A 24,240-nucleotide genomic window follows, 5' to 3' on the forward strand; every position below is an offset into this window, starting at 1 on the left:
AGAGCGTGCCCACGGGCGGGGCGGATGCGGGGGCCGCGGGTAGCCTGAAACGCATGGCCCGCACGCGCCCCCTCGTGATCGGCCACCGCGGATCGCCCGGGTATCGGCCGGAGCACTCGCGGTCGTCGTATGAGCTCGCGATCGCCTGCGGAGTCGACGCGGTCGAGCCCGACGTCGTGGTCTCTCGCGACGGGGTGCTCGTCGTGCGGCACGAGAACGAGATCTCGGGCACGACCGATGTGGCAGACCGGCCCGAGTTCGCCGATCGGCGCACGACGAAGACCGTCGACGGGGTGCGGCTGACCGGCTGGTTCACCGAAGACTTCACGTGGGACGAACTCTCGACGCTGCGCTGCCGCGAGCGGCTGCCCGCCCTGCGGCCGCACAGCGCCGCCTTCGACGATAGGGAGCCCGTGCTGCGACTGCGTGACGTGCTCGACCTCGTGCGCGCGGACTCCACCGTGCAGGGTCGGCAGATCGGCGTCGTGCTCGAGATCAAACACGCGACCCACTTCGCCGGCGCCGGGTGGAGCATGGCCGACCTCGTCGAGGCCGAGCTGCGCGCAGCGGGCTGGGCGGATGGCGCACTGCCGCTCGTGATCGAGTCGTTCGAGCAGACGGTGCTCGCAGAGCTGAGTGGCCGCGGCATCCGCGCAGAGCTCGTCTACCTGCTCGAGGCGAGCGGTCGGCCCGCCGATCTCGTCGCCGCGCACGGCGCCGCCGCCGCGACCTACGCGTTCGCCGCGAGCCCGCGCGGACTCGACGAGCTGGCCGGCGCGGTCGAGGGCATCAGCGTCGACAAGAAGATGATCCTCGCGCCCGACCGCCGAGGGCACGCCCGGGGGCCGAGCGCCGTCGTCGACGACGCCCACGACCGCGGCCTGCGCGTGTTCGCCTGGACATGCCGGCCAGAGAATACGTTCCTGGTGCGGCAGTTCCGCACCCCCGGCGGAAAGGCCGCGTTCGGAGACTACGAGGCGGAATGGCGGATGCTGGCGAGCTCAGGTGTCGACGGCGTCTTCGTCGACCATGCCGATCTCGGCGTGGAGTTCTTCCGATCAGACATAGCCGACACATAGAGTGGCCGTATGACCTCACCCGGCATCGTCGTCTCCGGCGTCCGTCGATCATTCGGTGCGGTGCAGGCGGTGCGCGATGTCACCCTCGAGGCCGAGGCCGGCAAGGTCACGGGCCTGGTCGGCCCGAACGGCTCGGGCAAGACGACGCTGCTGCTCATGCTCGCTTCGCTGCTGCAGCCCGACGACGGATCGATCCGCATCGACGGCATCGACCCCGTCGAAGACCCGCAGGCCGCCCGCGCCGTGCTCGGCTGGATGCCCGACAGCCTCGGCGCCTGGAACGCGCTGAGCGCCCGCGAGACGCTCGCGGTCACGGGGCGCCTCTACGATCTGCCGAAGGACACCGCCCGTGCCCGCGCGAATGCGCTGCTGGCCGAAGTGGGCCTCGTCGAGCTGGCCGACGCGCCGGCCCGCGTGCTCTCTCGAGGGCAGAAGCAGCGGCTGGGCCTCGCCCGCGCGCTCGTGCACGACCCGAAGGTGCTGCTGCTCGACGAGCCCGCGTCCGGGCTCGACCCGCAGGCGCGCATCGACCTGCGCGTGCTGCTGCGCCGCCTCGCCGACGACGGACGAACGATCCTCATCTCGAGCCACGTGCTGAGCGAGCTCGAAGAGGTCGTCGACGAAGCCGTCTTCCTCTTCCAGGGCGCCACCGTCTCGAGCGACCGCGTCGCCGCCGCGGCGACCCGCGGCCGGGCCTGGCGCATCCGGCTCGACACGACCGATGCCGTCGACGCGCAGCGCGAACGCGTGGGCGCCGCCCTCGGCATCCAGTCGCACCAGATCGGCATCGACCGGCGCGACCTGCTGCTGGCGATCGCGTCCGACGCCGACGCCGCCCGCACCCTGCGCGCGCTCGTGGCCGCCGACGTGCCGGTCGTCGAGTTCAGCGCCGCGACGGGCACGCTGGAACACACCTTTCTCGACCTCGGCGGAGGAGCCGCATGAACGCCGCGCGCATCGGCACTCTCATTCGCCTCGACCTGACGCAGCGTATGCGCAGCGTGGCATGGTACGTGCTGCTGGGCGTCTTCGCCCTCATCCTCGTGATCGTCACGGCCTTGTCGTTCCTCGTGTGGAGCGGCTACGACTACGGCGGCGGCGGGGTGTACTCCGTCGTGGTCTACATGATCCTGCTGCTGGTCGTGCTCGTCTCGCCGACCCTCAGCGGCAACGCGATCAACGGCGAGCGGGATGCCGCGACCCTCGCCCCCGTGCAGGTGACGCTCGTGACCACCGGCGAACTGATCGTCGCCAAGTTCCTCGCGGTGTGGCTGACCGGGCTCTCGTTCGTGCTGCTCGGCGTGCCCTTCATGCTCGTGGCCACCCTCGGCGGCGGCGTCGCGCCGCTGACCGTGCTGATCAGCCTGCTCGTGCTGATCGTCGAGGTCGCCGTCGTCGCGGCGATCGGCGTGGGCCTGTCGGGCGTGCTCGCCCGGCCGCTCTTCTCGGTCGCCTCCACCTATCTCGTCGTCGCGGCCCTGGTCGTCGGCACCCTCATCGCCTTCGGTCTAGGCGGCGCCGCCATCCGCTCCGAGTACACGAGCCATTACCGCTACGCCGAATACGACGAGAACGGCGCCATCGACCGGTGCGGTGAATGGACGACCGACACCTACGAGGTGCCGCGCTTCGATCACGTGTGGTGGATGCTGACGCCCAACCCCTTCGTGATCCTCGCCGACGCCGTGCCCACGACCTACGACCAGTGGGGCAACCCCGACAACCTGTTCGGTCAGATCAAGTACGGCATCCGCAGCGCCCAGAAGGCGCCGGAACTGGAGTCCACGTGGGACGACTGCAACCCCGGCGCCTACCAGGACGATCAGTGGCCGGCGGCGGAAGACGTCATCGACTCGACTGTTCCGAGCTGGTTCGTGGGGCTGGGGCTGCAGCTGCTGCTGGCCGCGGCGCTGCTGTGGTGGGCGTGGGGGCGCACGCGCACGCCCGCGCGCACACTGCCACCCGGCACGCGCATCGCCTGAGCGCTTCTCGCATCGAGGGGCCGCGGCGGCGGGCAGAGTGCGAACATGAGACGCAGATGAGAACGCGCTCGCGCATCTTTCCTGCCCGCACAGCCGCCGCATAGTCTCCGAGGGTCTGTCCCCTTCCCCAAGAAAGGCAGTGCCCCCTTGCAAAAGCGCATCTGGGCGGCGGTCGGCGTTCTCGCCCTCTCCGTGCCCTCGTCGGCGGCCATGGCCGCCTCCACCCCCGACGACGCATCGTCGCGTTTCGAACAGACCGGGTCGAGCGGAGTGATCGACTCGTCGTTCGTGCCCTCGTCGGTCGGCTCCGACGGCCGCGTCACCGTCATCGTCGAGATGACCGGCGACCCCGTCGCCGTCGTCGAAGCCGAGAAAGGTCGCGATCTGACCTCGGCCGAGAAGTCGACGGTCAAGAAGAACCTCAAGAGCAAGCAGGACAGCATCCGCGGCTCGATCACCGGCAAGGGCGGCAAGATCCAGGCCCAGATGCAGTCGGCGTACAACGGCATGCAGATCTCGGTGCCCGTCGCCGCCCTCGACGCCGTGGCAGAGCTGCCCGGCGTCGTCGCCGTGCACCCGGTGCGCACGCATCAGCTCGACAACGCCGTCTCTGTGCCGTTCCTCGGCGTGCCGCAGGTGTGGGAAGACACCGGCTACACCGGTGAGGGCGTGAAGGTCGCGATCCTCGACACCGGCATCGACTACACGCACGCCGACTTCGGCGGCCCCGGCACGGTGGAGGCGTTCGAGGCGGCTGCCGCGACCTCCGACCAGCCGGCCGACCCGGCGCTGTTCGGCCCCGACGCACCTCGGATCAAGGGCGGCATCGACCTCGTCGGCGACGACTACGACGCCGGCGGCGAGGGCGCCGCCCTCACTCCGCACCCCGACGCCAACCCGCTCGACTGCAACGGGCACGGCTCGCACGTGGCCGGCACCACCGGCGGCAGCGGCGTGACGGCAGACGGCGAGACCTACACCGGCGCCTACGACTCGACCACCTCGTCGAACACGTTCCGCGTCGGTCCCGGCGTCGCCCCCGAGGTCGACCTGTATGCCGTGCGCGTGTTCGGCTGCGAGGGCTCGACCGACGTCGTGGTTCCGGCCATCGACTGGGCCGTCGACAACGGCATGGACGTCATCAACATGTCGCTGGGCTCCTCGTTCGGCCGCGGTGACACCCCCGACGCCGTCGCCGCTTCGAACGCGGTCGGCGCGGGCGTGGTCGTCGTCGCCTCGGCGGGCAACTCGGGCCACAACCCGTACCTCACCGGCTCGCCCGGCACCGGCGACGGCGTGATCGCCGTGTCGGCCGTCGACAGCAGCGAGACCTTCCCCGGCGCCACGGTGACCGTCGACGGCAAGGCCGTCACGGCGATCAACGCCAACGGGGCATCGCTCGACGGGCTCGGCACTCTCGAGGTCGTGCGTCTGAAAGACATCGCGGGCACGGCAGAAGACGAGTCGCTCGGCTGCTCGGAGGCCGCCTACACGGCCAACGGGGTCGCCGCGGGCGAAGGTCAGCTCGCCGTCTCGGTGCGAGGCACCTGTGCGCGGGTGGCGAAGGCGATCTACGCGCAGCAGGCGGGCGCCGCCGCGGCGCTCATGGTCAACACGAGCACCGACCTGCCGCCCTACGAGGGCCAGATCACCTCGAACCCCGACACAGGCGAGGCCTACGAGGTGACGATCCCCTTCCTGGGCGTCTCGTCGACCGACGGCCCCACGTTCGTCACGGGCGCGACCGCGACCTTCGCCTCGGCGCAGATCGACAACCCAGGCTTCCGCAAGTACGCGTCGTTCAGCTCGTCCGGGCCGCGCAGCGGCGACAGCGGCATCAGCCCCGACGTCGCAGCTCCCGGTGTCTCGATCGCCTCGGCGGGGGTGGGCACGGGCAACGCCGCGGCCATCTACTCCGGCACCTCGATGGCAGCCCCGCACGTCGCGGGCGTCGCGGCGCTGTCGGTGCAGGCGCACCCGAAGTGGTCGGCGCCTGACGTGGCGGCATCCGTCGTCTCCACCGCCGACCCCGACAAGGTCGACGGGCAGAGCCTGACCCTCGGCGGCGTCGGCCTGGTCGACGCGGCCCAGGCGGTCGCGACGACCTCGACGGCCACCGGAGACGCGTTCCGCACCGACAGCGGCTGGGCGCGCGAGTCGGCGCTGAGCCTGGGCTTCCAGGAGTCCGACCGCTCGTTCGGCGGCATCAAGACCGTCACCGTGAGCAACAAGGGCAAGAAGTCGGTCACCTACACGGCGAGCACCGAAGCCTCGGCGGCATCCGTCGACGCGAAGGTGTCGGTGTGGCCGAAGAAGGTCACGGTGCGCGCGGGCGGCTCGGCGAAGATCTTCGTCAAGGTCTCGGCCGCGGCCTCGGCCGTGCCGGGGTCGCTCGCCGGAGACGAGTTCTCGTTCTCGGAGATCTCGGGCGACGTCGTGCTCACCTCGTCGGCCGAGACGCTGCGGGTGCCCTACCTCGTCGTCCCGCGTTCGCTCAGCGATGTGAGCGCGAAGACGACCACCAAGAAGGGCGCCACGACCGTCACGCTGACCAACCGGTCGAAGGCGCTCGCCGGTGTGGCCGACTTCTACCAGTGGGGTCTGAGCGACAAGAAGGACGCGACGGCGAGCCTGCCCGACACCGGGTACGACCTGCGTGCCGCGGGTGTGCAGAGCTACGACACGCCCTCGGGCGAGCTCGTGGTCTTCGCCCTCAGCACCCACAAGCGCTGGTCGAACGCGGCGGCGAACGAGTACGACGTGCCGATCGACGTGAACGGCGACGGCGAGGCCGACTGGATCCTCCTCTCGGCCGACTCGGGTGCTGTTCGCGCCGGCGACTACGACGGCTCGAGCGAGGTGTTCCTCTACGAGGTCGCCACCGGAGAGCTCAGCGCGACCGGCTTCGGGCCGCAGGCGCCCACCGACAGCAGCACGATCCTGCTGCCGGTGTTCGCCGAGCAGCTCGGCCTCACGGGTGCGTTCTCGTACAGCGCGCAGACCTACAGCTCGGAGGGCGGCGAAGACGCCATCTCGAGCTGGGCTGCCTACGACCTGAGCGCCCCCGCGGTGAGCAACGGCGACTACGTCACGGTGCCCACCAAGGGCAGCGTGAAGGTGCCGGTGTCGTACGACTCCGCGCAGCTGAAGGTGCAGAAGCCCCTCGGCAGCATGGTGGTCGTGGTCGACAACAAGGCCGGTGCGAGCGAGGCGCTGCTCCTCAAACGATGAGCGGATGCTGAACCCGGCGTGAAAGACGGCGGTCCGCTTCGGCGGGCCGCCGTCTTCTACATGCAGAGCTTGGGGGTGTCGGTGCGGCCGAAGCGATAGTCGTAGGTCGTGCCGTCGACCTCGACGATCACCTGCAGCCCCGCGACCTCGGCCTGCGTGTAGGTCTGCCCGGGCTTCGCGCAGCCGAGCGCGCCGTTGGGCCAGGTCACGGCCTCGGCGCTGACGAGGGCAGGCGTGCCGGTGGCGCCGCGCTCGGCGAGGTCGGCCTCGATCGCGGCCCAGCGGGCGGGGGAGACTTCTGTGGGTGCTGCCGACGGGGTCGAGGTCGGGCTCGGGCTGATCGGGCCGGGTGTGGTCGTGCGGAACGGCGGCCGGGTGGTCGCGGCATCATCGGTCATCGGTGCTCCTGCACAGGCGGAGAGGGCCAGGGCGCCGCACATGATCGCCGCGGCAGCGAGTCGTCGGAGCATGTGCACCTCCCCGGGGGTGCCGGCCAGCGTAGGCCGTGCGGCTGGGAGCGGCCTGCGGGCCGGGCGGCGGCATCCGCTCGCTCGGTCGTCACATACGGCGACCTCTTTCGCGCCGCGGTCGCCGTTTACGACGACTGAACAACCACCCTTTGCGTTCAGTCGTCACATACGGCGGCCTCGCGCGGGTTCGGGTCGCCATACGTGACGACTGAGCGGATGCTGCGAGCCACGGCCCCAGCCACGGGCCCAGCCACAGCCACGGCCACGGCACGGGTGAGGGCGGCCGCGAGCATCCGCCGCTCAGCGCGCCGTGGTGAGGATCGCCTCGCGGCGCTGCAGCAGGTCGCGGATGCGGCTCGCCACTGCATCCGCCCGTGCGGCGAGCTCTCCCGAGAGCACGACCAGCCGCGTGCGCAGGGCGTCGGCGTCGACACGGGCGCGGGCGATGCGGTCGCGCACCATCCAGTCGCTGAGGATGTTGTCGAACAGCACGTCGAACACGGCCAGCGTCTCGGAGATCTCGAGCCCGCGCACCCCGGCCGTGCTCAGGTCGGCGAGCTCGGCCGACAGGCGTTCGAGCGCGCGGTTGACGGTCGTGAAGGCGGCGGTCGTCTCGCTGATCCTCGAGTGCTTGATGAGGTCGGCGACCATCCCGCCGCCGAAGAACGTGTCGTAGGTCGACCAGCCGCCGGCGCTGTCGAGCTTGGCCATCGCGACGCCGAGGGCGGCGGATGCCGTCTTCAGCGCCTCGACCGCCTCACCGACTTCACGCTGCTCGGCCGCGGCCACGCCGAGCTCGTCGGCGATGCGGGCGAGCTCGGGGCCGTGCTCGGTCGCACGGAGGGCGGCGTCGTAGTCGGCGAGGGCAGACGCGTAGGCGGTCTCGACCCCGCCGAGCCCATCGCGCTCGGCGCGGATGCGGGTGGCCTCGGCCCTGGCCGAATCGAGCCGCGCCTGTGCCGCCGCGACGGCGTGGGCCGCGGCATCCGCTTCGGCGCGCTCCACCGCGAGGCGGTCGGGCGTGTCGCCGCGCAGCGCCGCCCACACCCGCGTGGGCGAGAAGCCCTCGAGCCTGCGCACATCGGCCTGCTCGACGCTCAGCCGCTGCTGCAGATCGGCCAGCTCGGAGTCGCGGGTGTCGGCGAGGCGCATCGCGACGTCGAGCTGCGCCGTGAGCTGCCCGTGTCGGGTGCGGGCTTCGGCCGCCGCGCGCACGGCATCGGCGAGGTGTGTGAGGTCGGGATCCACTCCGCCACTGTGCCGCAGCGGAGCCGCCGGTGCCAACCCGCCGCTCAGCAGCGGGTGCCCGAGATGCTCGTGGCGCACCCGAAGAAGTGGTGGCGCACCCGCGTGCGCAGCGCCGGGTGCGCTGAGAAGGCCTCGACCGACCGCTCGCCCGTGCCGTAGGCGTCGAGGTAGCGGTGCAGCATCCGATACTCCGCGGGATCCGACAGCAGCACGATGCCCGCCAGCGGCACGATCCAGCGCAGATAGGAGGTGTACGCCAGTCGCAGCAGTCGGTGCGGCGGCATCGTGACGTCGATGAGCGCGAAGACGCCGCCGGGGCGGAGCATGCGCGCGATCTCGTCGGCGAGCACGCGCGACTGCCGGTCGTCGAAGGTCTTGAGGCCGTAGGCGCTCACGACGACGTCGACCGAGGCGTCGGGCACCGAGCTCGACAGCGCATCTTCATGCAGCACGATCACGCGCTCGCCGAAGAGGTCGCGGTTGCGCGCCGCCGAGAGCGCGACCATCTGCGCCGAGAAGTCGATCGCCGTGAGCTCGGCTTCGGGAAAGCGGCGGACGATCTCGCCCCACGTCTCGCCGCGGCCGCTCATGAGGTCGACGACGGAGCGCGGCTGCCCGTCGCCGACCAGGCGCAGCAGCTGTCGGCGCCAGCGCGATGAGAAGCCGAACGACATCACGAGATTCATGCGGTCGTACGAGCGGGCCATGCGATCGAACAGGCCCTGTACGCGGTCTGCGTCGAAGAGGTCGTCGACCGGCGGGGCGAGCGTCACGCGCGCACCTCGCTCACCGGCGCCGGATGCTGCCTCCTGCCGTCGCGCGCGTCGACCAGCGCGCGTTCGAGGTCGGGCTCGCCGAACACGTACCCCGCCTCGGTGAGCACCTGTGGCAGCACCCACCGGCTCTTGGTGACGAGCTCCGGCTCGGTGCGCAGCGCCCACATGCCGAGCTCGAGCATCCCGCGGGTGACCGGCAGGCCGACGCGCGCGCCGGTGACCCGGCGGAGCGTCTGCATGAGGGTGCGGTTGTCGCTCGGCCGCGGCGACGCGATATTGATCGGGCCCGCGAGCCTGTCGTCGTCGCGGATGAATCGGATCGCCCCGACCACGTCGTCGATGTGCACCCAGCTGAACCTCTGGGCTCCGCCGGTGCGGTGCCACGGCGCGCGGCCCTGACCCGTGGGGTGCTCGCCGATGCCGCGATAGCGGCGGTGGGGCGGGCACCAGCCGTCGTAGTGCGTGCCGCCGAGGCCCGATCGGGCGAGGGCCAGCAGCATCCGCGTCGCCGGTCCGTCGCCGATCACGATCGCGATGCGCAGCGCCACGCGGCGCGTGCCCGGCAGGTCGCCGACGAACAGCTCATGCTCCCACGAGGTGGCGACATCGACCGAGAAGCCCTCTCCGAGCTCGCCGTCGGCCTCGGTCTGCGGGCGGTCGGTCGCGTGCCGGTAGATCGTCGCCGTCGACGCGTTGAGCCAGACGCGGGGCGGATGCTGCGCCGCGGCGATCGCATCGTGCAGCATGCGCGTCGTGCGCACGCGCGAATCGAGGATCTCGGCGCGGTTGCGGTCGGTGTAGCGGCAGTCGACCGACCTGCCGGCGAGGTTCACGACGACGTCGGCGCCGTCGACCGCGCGCCGGAGGGCTGCCTGGTCGCTCCAGGTGACCTCGGCGTCGCGGCCGACGCGACGCACGTCGTAGCCGTCGTGGGCGAAGGCGTCGGTCACGGCGCGGCCGATGAATCCGCTGGCGCCGGCGAGCACCGCGACGGGACGTGAAGTGTTCATGTCGCCACCGTATCGCATTTTATGAACGCGTTCAGAAAAATTCGGAGCGGCGATGGCAGACTCGACCAATGGCACCTGGGCAGCTCACTCGGCGATCCGCCGCGATCGTCGTCGCCGCGGTCGGAACGGCCCTCACGTTCGCCTTCGCGGCGTGGGCGGTCGTGCAGATCCTGTGGCTGAATCCGCTCGCGGCGGTGCCGGGGCGCACCTACGCAGAGATCGAGAGCGCACTCGCGCAGGCCAGCGAGACCCTGGCGCCGGGTGTCGTGGTCGGGGTGATGGCGCTCGGGCCGCTGTTCGCGGTCGGCCTGCTGATCGCGACGACGCTGTTCCGCCGGCCCGATCCGTGGTTCACCGGCCTTCTCTACATGGGGCTGCTCACGTTCGGCGCCGGCGCCTATTTCGTCGCGAGCTTCGGCCCCGGCATGGCGCTCGCCGACGCGTTCGGCATCAACGGAGGCGACTATTCACCCTGGGCGCGCCCGCTCTACATCGCGAGTGCGGCGTCGCTGGTGGGACTCATCGTGCTGACGATCGTGGGCGTCGCCCGCGGGTGGAGCGAGAACTCTCCGCAGCGTCGCGCCGGGTGAGCCGCGAGCCGCGGCGACCGCGGGCGCGACCTCACAGCGCCTGAGCCCCCAGCACGCTGAGCAGTCGCAGCTTCTCGGCGCTCTCCGACCCCGGAGCCGCCGTGTAGACGAGCAGGCGGTGCCCGCGGTCTTCGTCGAGCAGGGTCTGGCAGGCGAGGGTGAGCGCGCCGACCTCGGGGTGCACGTAGCGCTTCGTCTCGCGCGGGCGCAGGCCCACCTCGTGCAGCTCCCACACGCGGCGGAACTCGTCGTTCTCGCCCCGCAGCTGCTCGGCGAGGGCGGCGGCGCGGGAGTGCGGCCCGCGGGCCGCCGCGAACTGCCGCAGGCCCGAGGCGAACATCCTGCCGAGATAGTCGTGGTCGCGCGGGTCGTAGAGTGCGCGGGTGTCCGGATCGGTGAACCATCGGTAGCCGATGCTGCGCTGCGGGCCGCGGAAGCGGGTGAGGTCGCCGGTCAGCGCCACCGACGGGCCGGTCTGCCGCAGCGTCTCGCCGAGCTCGGTGACGATCTCGGCCGGGGTGTCGTGCAGCCGGTCGAAGATGCGCAGCAGGCCGGGGGAGACGTGGTCGTCGATTCCGCCGCGCGCCGGCGGCGCATGGCCGGCGAGGTGGAACAGGTGATCCCGCTCGTCGAGGGTCAGGTGCAGCCCCTGCGCGATCGCCGCGATCATCTGCTCGGAGGGCTGCGGCCCGCGCTGCTGCTCGAGGCGCGTGTAGTAGTCGGTCGACATGTGGCTGAGACCTGCGACCTCCTCGCGGCGCAGTCCGCCGGTGCGGCGGCGCGCGCCGGCAGGCAGCCCGACGTCGGCCGGCTGCAGCAGCTCGCGGCGGCGGCGAAGGAAGTCGGCGAGGGCCGGCCGATCGATCTCCATGACTCGTTTCTACCGTCCGGTCGGCGGCCGCATCCAGGGATCGAGCGTCCCTGGATACCTTTCCGGCACGCCGTGACGCTGGAGACATGCCTCGCACACCGATCGATATCGTCCTGCCCGACCTCACCAGCATCCGCGCCGTCGTCACCGGCGCCAGCGACGGGATGGGTCTGGTCATCGCCACCCGGCTCGCCGCGGCCGGCGCCACGCTGATCCTGCCCGTGCGTAACCGGACGAAGGGCGAGGCCGCCGTCGCGCGGATCCGCGCGCAAGTCGCCGACGCGCGCGTCGAGCTGCGCGACCTCGACCTCTCGTCGCTGGCGTCGGTCGCCGCCCTGGGTGCCGAGCTCGTCGCCGAGGGCCGCCCGATCCACCTGCTCGTCAACAACGCGGGCGTCATGACCCCGCCCGAGCGCCAGACCACGGCCGACGGGTTCGAGCTGCAGTTCGGCACCAACCACCTCGGCCACGTCGCCCTGGTCGCGCGCCTGCTGCCGCTGCTGCGGGCGGGGAGCGCCCGCGTGGTGTCGCAGGTGAGCATCGCGGCGAACCAGGGATCGATCAACTGGAGCGACCTCGAGTGGACCCGCAGCTACGACGGCATGCGCGCCTACAGTCAGTCGAAGATCGCGCTGGGCCTGTTCGCCCTCGAACTCGACCGCCGCAGCCGCGCGCTCGGCTGGGGCATCTCGAGCGCGCTGTCGCACCCCGGCATCGCGCCCACGAGCCTGCTCGCGGCCCGCCCCGAGCTGGGTCGCGTCGACGAGACGGCGGGGCGCCGGATCATTCGGATGCTGTCAGCCCGCGGCATCCTCGTCGGCACCGTCGCGACCGCTGCGCTCCCCGCCCTCCTGGCCGCGACGACCGCCGATGCCGGCGGCCGGTTCTTCGGGCCGAGCGGACCGGGGCACCTCGGCGGACGCCCGGCCGAGCAGAGGCTCTATTCGCGCCTGCGCAGCGCCGACGAGGCCGAGCGGGTCTGGCGCATGTCGGCCGAGCTGACCGGGCTGAGCCTCGACGGCACCGAGGGTCGCGGTGCGAGAATGGCGCGATGACGCGACTGGATGACGGCCCCTTCTTCCACGGCACGCGGGCAGTTCTGCAGGTCGGCGACCGGCTCACCGCCGGGCACCGGTCGAACTACCGCGACGAGGTCGTCATGAACCACGTCTACTTCACTGCGCTGCGCGACGGCGCGGGCCTTGCCGCCGAGCTCGCCGTGCTGCTGGGGCCCGCGGATGCCGAGCCGCACGTCTACCGCGTCGAGCCGACCGGCGACTTCGAGAACGACCCGAACGTGACCGACAAGAAGTTCCCGGGCAACCCCACCCGCTCCTTCCGCACGAGCGAGCCGCTGGTGGTCGTCGAAGAGGTCGTCGGCTGGACGCGGCTGACGCCCGCGGCGCTCGCCGAGTGGGCGACGCGGCTGGCCGCCCTGCACGAGAGCAACGCCGAGATCATCAACTGAGCGGCGCGGGCTCGGGCTCAGCCGCGCGACGTCGCGTTGACGCTGCCGGAGCGCTCCTGACCGCTCAGGCCCGCGATGGCCGCCATCATCCGCTCGGTGATCTCGCGCCGCGCCCTGCCGTCGGGAACGCCCTCGAGGTCGGCAAGGTCGAGGGCTTCGCCGAAGCGCACCTCGAGGCGCGGCCTGCCCAGCAGATGGCTCAACGGCGTGGTCGTGCCGGTGCCGATGAGCCCCACCGGCACGATCACCGCGCCCGTGTCGCGGGCCATCCACGCTGCTCCGCCATGGCCGTCGTGCAGCATCCCGTCGCGTGAGCGGGTGCCCTCGGGGAACACCGCGAACACGCTGCCGGCGCGAAGGATGCTGCTGCCCGCGTCGAGCGCCGCCCGGGCGTCGCGGCCGGTCGCCCGGTGCACCGGCACACCGCCGATCGACGTGAAGAACCAGCGTCGGAAGCGGCCGAGCACGCCGGAGCCCGTGAAGAACGACGCCTTGATGAGGAACTGCACGGGGCGTGCCGCGGAGGTCGGGATGATCACCGTGTCGAGCGCCGACAGGTGGTTGCTCGCCAGCAGCACCGGCCCGTGCGCCGGGATGTTCTCGCGGCCGACGATGCGCGGTCGGTAGAGAACCCAGAAGAGCGGCCGCAGCACCGCCCGCCCGATGAAGTAGACGGCGCCCGGTCGCGGAGCCCTGGTGGGGCTCGCCTGGTCAGTCGCGGTCACTTCGCCACCCTATCCGCCGTCTACGACCCGCCTGCGCGCGGTCCGGCTGATTCTCGTGACGCGGCTCAGGCCGCCATCGCCAGCTCGCCCATCCCCAGGGCGATGAGCAGCGACAGCACCGACAGCACCACCGACACCGGCACCATCACGGCGCGCTCCGGCTTGCTCGGCGAGATCGCGTTCATCACGATGCCGATCACGAAGTAGGCGAAGATCACCCACATCGCCACCTCTGAGAACGGCGCCGGAAAGACGTCGACGGCGCCGACGCGGTCCCACGCGATGAGGTCGATCAGGGCGTAGATCACGATCGACACCGCGCTGCCGATGCGCAGCCGCGCGGGCAGCACGCGGTGGCCGCCGCCCCACGCGAACCGGCCGAGCGGCGCGCCCAGGGCCAGTGCCAGCTGGAACACGGCGAGCAGGGCGAGCATCACGGTCAGCGCCAGCGCGAAAGGCATGGCTCTCACCGTAGCGGGGCTGCTATCGAACGGCGGCGAGCACTTCGTGTTCTTCGGCCGGCGTGAGCCCGGCGCGGCGGGGCCGGTCGATGCCGCGCGCGATCTCGTCGGCGAGGGCGCGGGTGAGCGTGTCGGCGAGCGGGCAGAGGGTGCCGCCGGTGGCGAGAAAGGCGGATCCGTCGCGCTGCGCGAACCCCGCATCCTCGATCGGCAGCCAGAGCGGCAGCGAGCGCGGGCCCGCCCAGTAGTTCACGCCGCGGGCGAGCAGTGCGTCGTCGTCGACGGCGACCAGCTCGCCGTCGAAGCCCGTCACGTCGCGGACGGCGTCGAGGAAATCGTGCATCGTGTGCACGGCGCCGACCGCGTTGACGACGCCGGTGAGGGGGATGCTGCCCGCCCGTGTGATCCACTGCGCGAGGTCGGCGACATCGATGACCTGCACGCAGCGCTGCTCCGTCGCGGGGATCAGCACCTCGCCGCCGCGGTGGAACCGCGCGGGCCAGTAGCCGAACCGGTCGCTCGGATCGCCGGGGCCGACGATGAGACCGGGCCGGGCGATCAGCAACCGGTCGCCGAGGCGGGTGGCCGACGCTCGCTCCGCGGCGACCTTCGCGTCGGGGTAGTCGACGAGATCGCGCGGCTCGACGAGCTCTGCTGCCTCATTTGCGCCCGGCGTGCTGTTGTCGGCGTACACCGACACGGTCGAGACGAGGGTCCAGTGGGCTGCGCTGTTGGCTAGAGCATCGACGGCGGGTTCGACGAGCCCCGGCTGGTACGCGAACTCGACCACTTCGTCCCACTCACGCGCTTGCACGCCGTCGTATGCGCCGGGCTCGAGCCGATCCCCGCGCACGAGCTCAACCCCGTGGGGCACGTCGCCCGAAGTGCCGCGCGCGAGGCACGTCACCTCGGCCCCGCTGTCGCGTGCCGCCCGAGCGACCTCGCGCCCGAGCCACCCCGTGCCGCCCAGCAGAAGAACGCGCCTCATGCGTGCCAGCTAACCGGGGATCGATCGCGAGTGTGGCCCCCTTCGCTGTCGGCGGAACCAGGTGTTGCAAAGGCTTGCGCTGGGTTCGCGGCCAGGCGTCGTCTTCCTACCCGAAACGCTGCCCCTATGGAACCGAGTACCCCGGCGCTGCTCGTGCTGGAGGCTGGCGTCAGCCACAAGCGGGTCCGTGACATCCGCCGCGATCTGTACGGGAGGGCCGGGTGGCGTCGAAGCGTCATCCCGCTGACACCTGGTGGCTTGCATGGGCCATATGCTCCTTCCATGGGGGACGAACAACGTTCAGTGCGTGTGAGCGCAATCGCGCGTGTCCTCGGCGCCCTCATCGCGGGCGGATTGCTGTTTGGCCTGGGCAAGGTCTCCGGGTCCCCCAGCGACTGGTGGGGCGACTGGTTGCGGTCGCCCGGTTTCGCCGGGATCGCCGCCGTTAGTGCCGCCGTTATCGCCTACGTGGCAGCCACCCTCACCGCCCGTTCCCAGCGTGATCAGTCCGAGAAGGACCGCGCCGAGCGGGTCAGATCTGAGAGAAAGTCCCAGTGGTGGTCGCGGGCGCAGTGGGCTCTCGACCTCATGAAGGAGTCTGATCCGGCTGCTCGGGAAATGGGCTTGCGATTTCTAGCCGCGCTCGCGCGGAGCGAGTGGGCTGGAGAACACGAGGGGGACATCGTCGCCGCGGCAAGCGGCGAGGCTCTCGACGCCAAGCGGGAACCGTCTTCGGTCGTGGCGCTCCGGCTTCTTCGCACAGGCGCTACACCGGCTGAGCGCCGGAACGGGGCTGAGATCCTGACAGCGCTCTTGCAGAGTGGCGTCGTTGCCGACGAGCTTGGGCCGGACGAAGCCGTTGCAGCGGCATCGGCGATCGCGACCTGGTTCGCCTCCGAAGGCGATCAATCCAACGTGTCTAGCGAACAGCCGTCAGAATGATTGAGAATGGAAGCGTGGAGGGGTCGTGAAATCAGCTCTGCGAAACAAGCGGGTTAGCCGAAAGTCCGGAAAGTCGTCCGACGCTGGCAGAGTCGAATCAAAGACTGGTCAGGACGGTCAGGCGCGTGTCCACCCGAAACCGCGAATGGTCGGGGGTGCCCTCACCGCTGGCAAGAAAGCCAGTGCGCCTAAGGCAGTATCCACCGCAGCGCCGGGTATGCAGATTGTGGACGCCGCCGTACTTGCTCAACTGATCGGAAAAGCAGCCACATCCAAACTGGCTGCCTCGGGGCAGCGACGCAGTGAGGCTCTTGTGGGCCAGTTGAAGACAGCGGGCCCAAATGATGTCGACTTCGTCATCGACGGCATGCCTGTCCAAGTGAAGTTCTACTCCAAGAGCGGGCGCGAGGTCACTCCGCCGGAACGTGCCGCGGCGGCGCAGGCACGCGTGTCGGCGGATGAGAAGCGCGGGCTTGAGACACCCGCTTGGATCAAAGAGCTCTCAAGCGGCGAGGGTTAGGGGAGGGGAGCTTTCTGCTCGGGTGAGTTCAGGCTGGTATACAGCTGGATTTCGACCGTTCTCAGACCACCAGGCCTCCCTCCGCGTCTGTCCACTTTCTGACCTGCGTAAGCACCACCGTTGGTCAGGCGACGAAGAATCACGAAGCCTCGTCTGAAGCATCCCTGCGATCGAACTCCTCCAACAGGTCGTCGTGCCTGACGGGGTGCGCAGTAGATCCCAGCAAGGGCATTGTCGGCGTGAGCTGAGGCAGATTATCGCGGGCGAAGTCAGTCCCGTGAATTGGGGCCCCGTCCGCGTTCCGGGTGGCTCGAAGGAGCCAATCCCACGAGTGGACGGCAATTCGGGAGTTCTCGTCGGAGAGCGCTCGCGAAGCCACCCGCTCCGCCGACGGATCGTCTCTTCCAATAACTACAAGCCCTGGTGCGCGATTGGTGAGACCGAAGAGTCCTAACTCGGTCTGCGCGTACGCGACGTTGGTCGTGAGCCACTCGCGCCAGTCGTTGATCTGTCCGACGGCGTGCCGAGTCGGCGTCGATAGCGAACCATCCCGGTTCAGGATCCTGTGTCGTGTGGCCTCAATCTCCACGGTTACCCACTGCGGCCCGACGCTGTTGAGTCCGAGGATTAGGAAGTCCGGAACCAGCTCCCCGCCGAGTCGCGGCTTGGGCACAACGTAAGTTCTCCACCCACCGACCACTGTCCGCGCGAGGAGCTGAGGGTACTGGGTCAGCACACGCTGAAGAGGCTCCTCCCGGTGCTCGCCAGCCTCCAAGAGTTCCTCGAGCGCCCGAATCCCCTCCGGAGGAGGCTGCAGCGCCGTCAGCTCATACTCGGATAGTCGGGCGTAGTTCGCGAAGTTGGTTGATCTCGAGGTCGTGGCGTTGCGGATCCGGGCGTCGACGGTGCGCTCCTGAGCTTCGTAGCCTTCTGACCCAAACCGAGCAACCACGTTGAGATGGTTCGGCCAGGCGCTTCGGGCGGGATGGCGGCGCATAATCACGCGGCCATCGCTTCGGATGCTACTTATGACCCGGTGGTCCCCACCTGCCCATCCCGGGCTCGTCACGATATCGCCAGGCTCCGGCTGAAGGCTCCGAAGTCCGCGAACCGTCATTACCATGTATCGTGCCGCGAACCACGCCGACACCTCCGCCTTTGTTCCAGTGATGAGGTGAGTGGTGGGTTCGAGACCGAGCTCCTCCTCTATCTCGGAGAGCACCTCGGGGATCTCTCTCGCGGGAGTCATCGTCTCAAGCAAAGCGGTTGACATGTTGGATCGCAGTATTGCCGCGGCGACCGGAGCCGGGGCCTGGGACGGAAGGTCGATGCCTAGCGCTTCGGCCAACGCCCGTTGCGTGTCCGTCGGCCCGCTCACGAGGGCGTCAAGTTTGTCGGCGATGAGCTTCCACTGCGGGATGGACTCAGCCGGCATGGCGGGTGTTCTCTGCTCGTGCAGTCGCGTGCGACCCGCTGCGATTATTGCTTGCAAAGTCGGCCACGCGAATCCGCCGACCGTCAGCCATGTGAGACTTCTCTGTCCCTCAGGTACTCATAGAGCATCGCCGGCAGCGCCTTCCCAAGTTCGGCGAACAGCCCGCTGTCGTTGAAAAGGGCGTCGATGAACGCAGGGGTCTCGTCTCTCACGCCGAGTAGAGCCTTTGTGAAGGCCTTCGGGAGCGCCGGGGATTCCGCGAACTGTTGTGGGCTATTGGCCGCCGCCTGGTTCGCGAGCTCCACATCCAGCGCGAGCTTGCCGACGATGTGGGTCATCTGCAGGTCGATGACGCCGACGCCGTGCTTGTCGCCGAGGCGTTCGTTGAGCTTCTGGATGATCTCTTCGAGCGCCGAGCGATACTTCTCATGGATCGCGCCTGATCCGATTGCGGCGATCGGATCCAAGCCTGGCCCCTGCTCGAGGTTGAGCTTGACCGCTTCGCCGGGGTTGATCTTGTACCCGACGAGCTGCACCTGCGAGATGTCGACCGGTTCGATGTAAGTCGCGGTGGACAGCTGCGGAAGGATACGGCGGAAGAAGTAGTGCCGGCGGGGCAGGTCGGTGTCTTCGAGGTTGCGGGCCTGGGAGATGAAGTCGTAGAACTTCACGAACTGGCCAGCATCCGCCTTGAACAGCTTCAACTCGTCCTGCTCAGCCTTGTCATCATCTAGGACCGCGGCGACCCACCGCTTTGAGAACCGATCTACCGCCGGCGCCGTGGCTGCCGACACCTTCGAGTTCGCGTTCACCCCACCGGCCAAGGCCGCGTCGAACGCCTGCTCCACCTCGGACATGTCGTAGATCCCCGAGCCGTCGAGCTTGCCGACGAGGTCGTAGATGAGGTTCGGGTCAGTCGTCGCGGTCAGCATCGCCTTCCGGTAGTAGGGCAGAAACGCGTCCAGCACCTCCTGGGGCTCATTGACGAAGTCGAGCACGAACGTCTTGCCCTTGCCCGGGTAGGTGCGGTTCAGCCGGGACAGGGTCTGCACTGCCTGCACGCCGCCGAGCTTCTTGTCGACGTACATCGCGACCAGGCGGGGCTGGTCGAACCCGGTCTGGAACTTCTCCGCCACGATCATCACGTTGTACGTCGCCGGCTTGAACGCCTCCGCGAGATCCGACGGCACCCCCGGGTTCTGAGTCCGCTCCGTCAGCCCCTCACCAACATCATCCGGGTCCTCGACAGTGCCGGAGAACGCAACCAGCGACCGCACACCCAACACGCCCGCATCCGAGATGTACTTGTCGAGGTACTTCTTCCAGCGCACAGCCTCGACACGCGACCCGGTAACGACCATCGCCTTCGCCTTGCCATCCAGCAGGGGCTGCACGAAGGTGCGGAAGTGGTCGACGACAATCTTCGCCTTCTGGCTGATGTTCGTCGGATGCAGCCTCACATACTGCACCAGCGCCTTCACCGCGGTCGACTCGTCAACCTCCCCGGCACCGTCGTATTCCGAATCGGGATGCTGCAGCTTCCAGGCCACCTTGTACGGGGTGTAGTTCTGCAGCACGTCGAGGATGAACTGCTCCTCGATCGCCTGCTGCATCGAATACAGGTCGAAGGGCTCCGGCAGATCGCCACCCTCCGGCACCCGCCCGAACAGTTCCAGGGTCTTCGCCTTCGGGGTGGCGGTGAAGGCGAAGTAGGAGATGTTCGGGGCTGAGGCGGTGACCTCCATCGCCCACTGCAGGTACGCTTCCGAATCGATCGGGGCACCCTCAGCGACCGCGGCCTGCTCGTCCGGGGACAGCACCTTCGTCAACGCCCCCGCGGTCGACCCGGTCTGCGACGAGTGGGCCTCGTCGGCGATCACCGCGAACCGGCGCCCCTGCAGCTCGGGCAGGGTCTGGATCGCGGTGATCAGCGCCTCGAACGACTGGATCGTCACGATCACGATGTTCTTGCCACTGGTCAGCGCGGCGGCGAGCTGCTTCGACTTCGCCTCGCCCGCATCCTTCGTGATCGACTGCACCACCCCCGCCTGCTTCTCGAACTGGCTGATCGCGTCCTGTAGCTGCTTGTCCAGCACCGTCCGGTCGGTGACCACCACGACCGTGTCGAACACCCGCGCGTTCGCCTCGTCGTGGAGCTGGGAGAGGCGGTGCGCGAGCCACGAGATCGAGTTCGTCTTCCCCGATCCCGCCGAGTGCTGCACCAGGTACCGGTTCCCCGGCCCTTCCACCCGAGCAGATTCGACCAGTCGGGTGACGGCCCGCCACTGGTGGTATCGCGGGAACAGCACCTTCTCCGTCTTGGTCTTCTTTCCCGTGTCGGGGTCGACATCGACCTCGACCTGCAGGTGCACGAACGACCCCAGCAACTGCAGCCAGGTATCGCGCTGCAGGATCTCCTCCCAGAAGTACGACGAGGCGGACCCGTCCGGGTTCACCGGGTTGCCCGCACCCTCGGCGGCGCCCTTGTTGAACGGCAAGAACCGGGTCGCGGCGCCGGCGAGCTTCGTCGTCATCCGCACCTCGGAGTTCGACACCACGAAGTGCACGAGCGACCGCTTCGCGAACGCGAACAACGGCTCACCCGCCGGTGACCGGTCGAACCGGTACTGGTCCACCGCGTTCCCGATCGGCTGCGTGAAGTCGGTCTTCACCTCGACCGTCGCGACCGGGATGCCGTTCACGAACAGCACCAGATCCAACGCCTTGTTCGGATGCTTCGCCGAGTAGTGCACCTGACGCATCACCCGCACCCGCATCTTCGCGTACGCCTCGAGCGTTTCCGGGTTCTGCGTGGTCGCCGGCCGGAACTGCGCCAACCGGAACTTCACCGCACCGCCATGAAGCGGCACCATCGAGAACCCTTCATGCAGGATCCGGATCGTGCCACCGTTCTTCAACGGGTCCAGATCCAGCGACTTCGCCAGGCGATTCAGGATGCTGGCGCCCGCGGCCGTGCGCTGCGCGTCGGTGTCGCCGGGGCGCACGACCTTCGCGAACTCAGTCGGCTGAGAATCCTCCAGCCAGCCGAGCACGTCGTCGGGGAACAGCGCGAGCTCACGGTTGTAGCCGGTGTCGGTCGGTGAGTACTCCCAGCCGTTCGCGGCGAGATGCTCGGCCATCTCGTTCTCCAGCACCGACTCCAGATGCGCTCCGGCAACACTGCTCATGCAGCCACCCCCACATCGATCTTCCCCGTCACCGCAGCAGAGATCAGCGCGGCGCGACGCTCACGCGCCAACCGGACACCCACCGCAGCGGTTGAGATCGCCTGATCGATCGCCGACGTCGCGCGTGCGATGTGTCTCACGATTGCCTCCTGCTCCTCGACCGGTGGCATAGCAACAACAATCCGTTCGAGCTTTTCGGCAGTGAGGTGCTGGATCGTGGACACGTTCGTGATCATGTCGAGCACCCCCGCCTCACGGATGACGTCGAGTTGGTATCCGAGGAAGCGAGTGAGGTCTCCTCTGATCGCTCGAACTCGGTTGACGGTCTTCTGGAATCCCCAGCCATCCATGTCCTCCTCGATCGGCGCGTTCACGCCGATCGATCCCCCTTCGACAACCACGAGGTCACCGGTCCGCAGGCTGAACTTCGCCTGCTCCGAAGGCGTGAACGGCATCGAGTTCACGTCCGAGAGATCCAATCCCTCGGCCTTTATGTTTGAAGCCCGGACATAGGGCAAGACGTCGCCGACAGTCCCCGCGAACTTTGCCTCATCAAGCATCTTCCCGAGCGTCACCTCGAACCATCGCGACAATCGCGATACCCGCCAATGGGAGGGCACGTCACCAAGCCAGGTCACGCCACTGGCTCGGAGTTCGGCGGCCGCATCAAGGCCACGGAGTACGACCCGTGCGATTACTGCGGCGCGGCGTTCGGTGAGGAGGGTGATGAGTTCCTCGTTCTTCGCGATGAACGCGTCGATCTGCGCCGTCTCCCGATCCAGGTAGTCCGCAATCGCCCGTTGCTCGGGCAGGGAAGGAAGTGCAATGGCAGCGGCCTTGATCGCGGTCGAGGTCATGCTCGGGAGTGCGGTGTCAGTTGCCCAGGCCCCGAACGGCAGCGTCGTCGCCCAGTAGTAGGCGAAACGAGGAAGGAGCCTCGAACGGTCGATGACGCTGTAGAACATCGTGTCGACCGTCCAGAACTTGCCATTGACGTAGAGCGGGCGGTCCACCGTGCCCTTTCTTCCCAAGAGCACCGATTCACCGTCGAACAGATAGCTCGAAGCGCGACGGAATTCGCCACCTGATCCGTAGACCGGGTACCCGCCCTCTTCGACCTCCACGCTGCTGTAATCCGCACCGTTTCCTATGCGCGCGAGACGCCCGAAGGTTGTCTTGCCCCAGCGGTCTGCGGGATGGACTGTCATCGCTCGACCGCCACGAGCATCGCACGGAGTTGGTCCATGACGGCGTCGAGGTCGCGGTCAATCTCCTCGAGCGGGCGAGGAGGGACGTACTGGTAGAAGTGGCGGGTGAAGGGAATCTCCGCGCCTTCCTTGGTCTTGGCGTGGTCGACCCACGCGTCGGGCACGTACGGGAGGACTTCGCGGGCGACGTACGCGTCGACGTCCTCATCCCAGGGCACGTTCTCGGTGTCGCGTAGCGAGGCATCCGGTTCCCGGTTCCCCTTGGCGTCGGTGCAGGTGTCGGCGCTGTCGTCCTGCTCGCCGAGCTCGGTCGTCACGGTCTTGAGCAGCGGTGCGGGGAGGATGAGGCCTTCGGCTTTCGCGGCATCCTTCAGCGCCTCCTGGAATTCGGCCCGGTTCTTCCACACCGTGTCGGTGCCGAGCCTGTCGAGGGCGGTGCGGAGAGCTGCGGCATCCGTCTCATTCAGCTTCTGGATGGCCTTGGCTTCGAAGACGGTGTCGATGCGTTCGGGCGTCGCCTGCCAGTTGAGCTTGAGAGGGCGCTCGACCGTGATGGTCCGGTAGAGGAAGTCCTCGTTGCGGAAGATCTTCGACTGCGCACTGTCCTCGAACCCGGCGTAGAGGCCGACGATGGTTTCGATGTCTTTGGGGGAGAGCTCGTTGCGCTTGGAGCCGAAGCCCTTGCGGAGCTTGGTGAACATCTCGCGGCCGTCGATGAGCTGCACCCGACCCTTGCGGTCGGTGTCCTTCCGGTTGGTGAGGACCCAGATGTAGGTGGAGATGCCGGTGTTGTAGAACATGTCCTTCGGCAGCCCGATGATCGCCTCGACGAGGTCGTTGTCGAGCAGCCACTTGCGGATGTTCGACTCCCCACCACCGGCGCCGCCGGAGAACAACGGGGACCCGTTGAGGACGATCGCCATGCGGGACCCGCCGTCTTCAGGTTTGCGCATCTTCGACACCAGGTGCAGCAGGAACAGCATCGCCCCGTCGCTGACAGCGGGGGTGCCGGCGCCGAAGCGGCCGTTGAAGCCGAGCTTGGTGTGTTCGTCGTCGACGTAGGTGCGCTGGTCTTTCCAGTCAACGCCGAAGGGCGGGTTGGACAGGCCGTAGTCGAACTTCTTGTCGTCGAAGTGGTCTTCGGTGAGGGTGTCGCCGAGGGCGATGTTGTCGACGTCCTGGCCCTTGATGACCATGTCGGCTTTGCAGATCGCGTACGACGCGTCGTTGTAGTCCTGCCCGTACAGGCTCAGCTGGATGCCGGGGTTCATGGTGCGCAGGTACTCGTCGGCGACGGAGAGCATCCCGCCGGTGCCGGCGGTCGGGTCGTAGATGGACCGCACCACACCCGCCTTCGACAGGGCGTCGTCGTCGAGGGCAAACAGCAGCTCGACCATGAGCTTGATGACTTCGCGCGGGGTGTAGTGGTCGCCGGCGGTCTCGTTCGACTTCTCGTTCGCGAACCGGATCAGCTCCTCGAACACGAGACCCATCTGGATGTTGGAGACCGTGCGGGGGTGGAAGTCGGCCTGCGCGAACTTCTCCGTCACCGCGAACAGCTTGTTCTTCTCTGCCAGCTTGTTCAGCGTCTTGTCGAACTCGAACCGCTCGAAGATATCTCGCACATTCGAGGAGAAACCTGCCAGGTAGGACGACAGGTTCGCACGGAGGTCGGCCGGGTCGGCGACAAGCTTGCCGAAATCGAACGGGGACGTGTTGTAGAACTGGTGGCCGGCGGCTTCCTGGAGCTTGATCGCCTGCAGCATCTCGGGGAGCGTCTCGATGCCCTTCGCGGCCTCGAGCACGGCGGGCTTGGTGTCGGCGAGGACGGCGTCGAGGCGGCGCAGCACCGTGAACGGGAGAACGACCGACCCGTACTCCGAGGGCTTGAACGGGCCGCGAAGAGACTCGGCGATGTTCCAGATGAAGGCGACGTGATTCACCACGGGCGGGCACTCCTGCTGTAGAGCTAGCGAAAGCGCGGCAGCAACGCCGCGAACCCTCCCATCCTGGCGTAATCGCAAGACGTTGCGTGCAGTGAGCCGTGG

General features: G+C 68.7%; 21 protein-coding genes. 9 read left to right on the forward strand and 12 right to left on the reverse strand.

The annotated features are described in order from the left end of the window. The first annotated feature begins 53 nt into the window (after positions 1 to 53). From OAW74_RS01445 to OAW74_RS01460, 4 genes are all read left to right on the forward strand, one after another. The gene (locus tag OAW74_RS01445) at positions 54 to 1,079 is read left to right on the forward strand and encodes a glycerophosphodiester phosphodiesterase family protein (RefSeq protein WP_262872549.1); all 1,026 of its coding nucleotides are present in this window, start codon (positions 54 to 56) and stop codon (positions 1,077 to 1,079) included. 9 nt (positions 1,080 to 1,088) lie between these two features. Continuing rightward, positions 1,089 to 2,024 (forward strand): ABC transporter ATP-binding protein, encoded by a 936-nt coding sequence (locus tag OAW74_RS01450; protein WP_262872550.1) that lies wholly within the window; start codon positions 1,089 to 1,091, stop codon positions 2,022 to 2,024. Continuing rightward, positions 2,021 to 3,061, forward strand: a complete 1,041-nt coding sequence (locus tag OAW74_RS01455) for an ABC transporter permease (RefSeq protein ID WP_262872551.1) — start codon at positions 2,021 to 2,023, stop codon at positions 3,059 to 3,061. The genes OAW74_RS01450 and OAW74_RS01455 overlap by 4 nt, the downstream gene beginning before the upstream one ends. Positions 3,062 to 3,208: 147 nt before the next feature. After that, on the forward strand, positions 3,209 to 6,292 hold the full coding sequence (locus OAW74_RS01460) for a S8 family peptidase (protein ID WP_262872552.1): 3,084 nt from the start codon (positions 3,209 to 3,211) through the stop codon (positions 6,290 to 6,292). 56 nt (positions 6,293 to 6,348) lie between these two features. On the opposite strand, the gene OAW74_RS01465 is transcribed toward OAW74_RS01460, so the two are convergent. From OAW74_RS01465 to OAW74_RS01480, 4 genes are all read right to left on the reverse strand, one after another. Further along, positions 6,349 to 6,690 carry a hypothetical protein gene (locus OAW74_RS01465; RefSeq protein ID WP_262872553.1) on the reverse strand — a complete coding sequence of 114 codons (342 nt, stop codon included), beginning with the start codon at positions 6,688 to 6,690 and terminating at the stop codon, positions 6,349 to 6,351. A 372-nt stretch (positions 6,691 to 7,062) separates the two neighbouring features. Further along, positions 7,063 to 8,010: a hypothetical protein gene (locus OAW74_RS01470; RefSeq protein WP_262872554.1), complete on the reverse strand. Its 948-nt coding sequence runs from the start codon at positions 8,008 to 8,010 to the stop codon at positions 7,063 to 7,065. A 44-nt stretch (positions 8,011 to 8,054) separates the two neighbouring features. Beyond that, positions 8,055 to 8,783 (reverse strand): class I SAM-dependent methyltransferase, encoded by a 729-nt coding sequence (locus OAW74_RS01475; protein ID WP_262872555.1) that lies wholly within the window; start codon positions 8,781 to 8,783, stop codon positions 8,055 to 8,057. Further along, entirely contained in the window at positions 8,780 to 9,796 is a 1,017-nt protein-coding gene (locus tag OAW74_RS01480; protein WP_262872556.1) for an epimerase, read from the reverse strand. The genes OAW74_RS01475 and OAW74_RS01480 overlap by 4 nt, the downstream gene beginning before the upstream one ends. 68 nt (positions 9,797 to 9,864) lie before the next feature. Here OAW74_RS01480 and OAW74_RS01485 point away from each other — a divergent pair, with 68 nt between their 5' ends. Next, positions 9,865 to 10,386, forward strand: a complete 522-nt coding sequence (locus OAW74_RS01485; protein WP_262872558.1) for a hypothetical protein — start codon at positions 9,865 to 9,867, stop codon at positions 10,384 to 10,386. 31 nt (positions 10,387 to 10,417) lie between these two features. On the opposite strand, the gene OAW74_RS01490 is transcribed toward OAW74_RS01485, so the two are convergent. Then, positions 10,418 to 11,257: a helix-turn-helix transcriptional regulator gene (locus OAW74_RS01490; RefSeq protein WP_262872559.1), complete on the reverse strand. Its 840-nt coding sequence runs from the start codon at positions 11,255 to 11,257 to the stop codon at positions 10,418 to 10,420. Between the two features lie 86 nt (positions 11,258 to 11,343). On the opposite strand from OAW74_RS01490, the gene OAW74_RS01495 reads away from it, so the two are divergent. After that, entirely contained in the window at positions 11,344 to 12,312 is a 969-nt protein-coding gene (locus tag OAW74_RS01495; protein ID WP_262872560.1) for an SDR family oxidoreductase, read from the forward strand. Continuing rightward, positions 12,309 to 12,725 carry an NAD(+)--rifampin ADP-ribosyltransferase gene (gene arr, locus OAW74_RS01500; protein ID WP_262872561.1) on the forward strand — a complete coding sequence of 139 codons (417 nt, stop codon included), beginning with the start codon at positions 12,309 to 12,311 and terminating at the stop codon, positions 12,723 to 12,725. The genes OAW74_RS01495 and arr overlap by 4 nt, the downstream gene beginning before the upstream one ends. A gap of 17 nt (positions 12,726 to 12,742) precedes the next feature. Here the strand turns inward: arr and OAW74_RS01505 are convergent, their stop codons facing one another. The 3 genes from OAW74_RS01505 to OAW74_RS01515 form a co-directional block, all read right to left on the reverse strand. Beyond that, complete coding sequence (locus tag OAW74_RS01505) at positions 12,743 to 13,450, reverse strand: lysophospholipid acyltransferase family protein (protein WP_262872562.1); 708 nt, start codon at positions 13,448 to 13,450, stop codon at positions 12,743 to 12,745. A gap of 65 nt (positions 13,451 to 13,515) precedes the next feature. After that, the gene (locus OAW74_RS01510) at positions 13,516 to 13,911 is read right to left on the reverse strand and encodes a hypothetical protein (RefSeq protein ID WP_262872563.1); all 396 of its coding nucleotides are present in this window, start codon (positions 13,909 to 13,911) and stop codon (positions 13,516 to 13,518) included. 22 nt (positions 13,912 to 13,933) lie between these two features. After that, positions 13,934 to 14,899: an NAD-dependent epimerase/dehydratase family protein gene (locus OAW74_RS01515; protein ID WP_262872564.1), complete on the reverse strand. Its 966-nt coding sequence runs from the start codon at positions 14,897 to 14,899 to the stop codon at positions 13,934 to 13,936. Positions 14,900 to 15,181: 282 nt separating this feature from the next. Between OAW74_RS01515 and OAW74_RS01520 the strand changes: the two genes are divergently transcribed. Then, positions 15,182 to 15,841 carry a hypothetical protein gene (locus tag OAW74_RS01520; RefSeq protein ID WP_262872565.1) on the forward strand — a complete coding sequence of 220 codons (660 nt, stop codon included), beginning with the start codon at positions 15,182 to 15,184 and terminating at the stop codon, positions 15,839 to 15,841. Between the two features lie 217 nt (positions 15,842 to 16,058). Beyond that, on the forward strand, positions 16,059 to 16,361 hold the full coding sequence (locus OAW74_RS01525) for a hypothetical protein (RefSeq protein ID WP_262872566.1): 303 nt from the start codon (positions 16,059 to 16,061) through the stop codon (positions 16,359 to 16,361). Positions 16,362 to 16,500: 139 nt separating this feature from the next. Here OAW74_RS01525 and OAW74_RS01530 read toward each other — a convergent pair whose 3' ends face one another. The 4 genes from OAW74_RS01530 to OAW74_RS01545 form a co-directional block, all read right to left on the reverse strand. Next, positions 16,501 to 17,796 carry a DUF4263 domain-containing protein gene (locus OAW74_RS01530; RefSeq protein ID WP_262872567.1) on the reverse strand — a complete coding sequence of 432 codons (1,296 nt, stop codon included), beginning with the start codon at positions 17,794 to 17,796 and terminating at the stop codon, positions 16,501 to 16,503. 83 nt (positions 17,797 to 17,879) lie between these two features. Further along, positions 17,880 to 20,984 (reverse strand): type I restriction endonuclease subunit R, encoded by a 3,105-nt coding sequence (locus tag OAW74_RS01535; RefSeq protein WP_262872568.1) that lies wholly within the window; start codon positions 20,982 to 20,984, stop codon positions 17,880 to 17,882. Further along, positions 20,981 to 22,192: a restriction endonuclease subunit S gene (locus OAW74_RS01540; RefSeq protein WP_262872569.1), complete on the reverse strand. Its 1,212-nt coding sequence runs from the start codon at positions 22,190 to 22,192 to the stop codon at positions 20,981 to 20,983. Before OAW74_RS01540 ends, OAW74_RS01535 begins: the two co-directional genes overlap by 4 nt. Then, positions 22,189 to 24,138 carry a type I restriction-modification system subunit M gene (locus OAW74_RS01545; protein ID WP_262872570.1) on the reverse strand — a complete coding sequence of 650 codons (1,950 nt, stop codon included), beginning with the start codon at positions 24,136 to 24,138 and terminating at the stop codon, positions 22,189 to 22,191. Before OAW74_RS01545 ends, OAW74_RS01540 begins: the two co-directional genes overlap by 4 nt. Between the last annotated feature and the right edge of the window lie 102 nt (positions 24,139 to 24,240).

The organism is Microbacterium fluvii, from assembly GCF_025515205.1.
Taxonomy (GTDB): Bacteria; Actinomycetota; Actinomycetes; order Actinomycetales; family Microbacteriaceae; genus Microbacterium; species Microbacterium fluvii.

What these genes read in the sequence shown, in the direction of transcription:
- OAW74_RS01445 (WP_262872549.1), top strand. Translation starts at nt 54, where the DNA reads ATGGCCCGCACGCGCCCCCTCGTGATCGGCCACCGCGGATCGCCCGGG.
- OAW74_RS01450 (WP_262872550.1), top strand. Translation starts at nt 1,089, where the DNA reads ATGACCTCACCCGGCATCGTCGTCTCCGGCGTCCGTCGATCATTCGGT.
- OAW74_RS01455 (WP_262872551.1), top strand. Translation starts at nt 2,021, where the DNA reads ATGAACGCCGCGCGCATCGGCACTCTCATTCGCCTCGACCTGACGCAG.
- OAW74_RS01465 (WP_262872553.1), bottom strand. Translation starts at nt 6,690, where the DNA reads ATGACCGATGATGCCGCGACCACCCGGCCGCCGTTCCGCACGACCACA.
- OAW74_RS01480 (WP_262872556.1), bottom strand. Translation starts at nt 9,796, where the DNA reads ATGAACACTTCACGTCCCGTCGCGGTGCTCGCCGGCGCCAGCGGATTC.
- OAW74_RS01485 (WP_262872558.1), top strand. Translation starts at nt 9,865, where the DNA reads ATGGCACCTGGGCAGCTCACTCGGCGATCCGCCGCGATCGTCGTCGCC.
- OAW74_RS01490 (WP_262872559.1), bottom strand. Translation starts at nt 11,257, where the DNA reads ATGGAGATCGATCGGCCGGCCCTCGCCGACTTCCTTCGCCGCCGCCGC.
- OAW74_RS01495 (WP_262872560.1), top strand. Translation starts at nt 11,344, where the DNA reads ATGCCTCGCACACCGATCGATATCGTCCTGCCCGACCTCACCAGCATC.
- arr (WP_262872561.1), top strand. Translation starts at nt 12,309, where the DNA reads ATGACGCGACTGGATGACGGCCCCTTCTTCCACGGCACGCGGGCAGTT.
- OAW74_RS01510 (WP_262872563.1), bottom strand. Translation starts at nt 13,911, where the DNA reads ATGCCTTTCGCGCTGGCGCTGACCGTGATGCTCGCCCTGCTCGCCGTG.
- OAW74_RS01515 (WP_262872564.1), bottom strand. Translation starts at nt 14,899, where the DNA reads ATGAGGCGCGTTCTTCTGCTGGGCGGCACGGGGTGGCTCGGGCGCGAG.
- OAW74_RS01520 (WP_262872565.1), top strand. Translation starts at nt 15,182, where the DNA reads ATGGGGGACGAACAACGTTCAGTGCGTGTGAGCGCAATCGCGCGTGTC.
- OAW74_RS01525 (WP_262872566.1), top strand. Translation starts at nt 16,059, where the DNA reads ATGCAGATTGTGGACGCCGCCGTACTTGCTCAACTGATCGGAAAAGCA.
- OAW74_RS01530 (WP_262872567.1), bottom strand. Translation starts at nt 17,796, where the DNA reads ATGCCGGCTGAGTCCATCCCGCAGTGGAAGCTCATCGCCGACAAACTT.
- OAW74_RS01535 (WP_262872568.1), bottom strand. Translation starts at nt 20,984, where the DNA reads ATGAGCAGTGTTGCCGGAGCGCATCTGGAGTCGGTGCTGGAGAACGAG.
- OAW74_RS01540 (WP_262872569.1), bottom strand. Translation starts at nt 22,192, where the DNA reads ATGACAGTCCATCCCGCAGACCGCTGGGGCAAGACAACCTTCGGGCGT.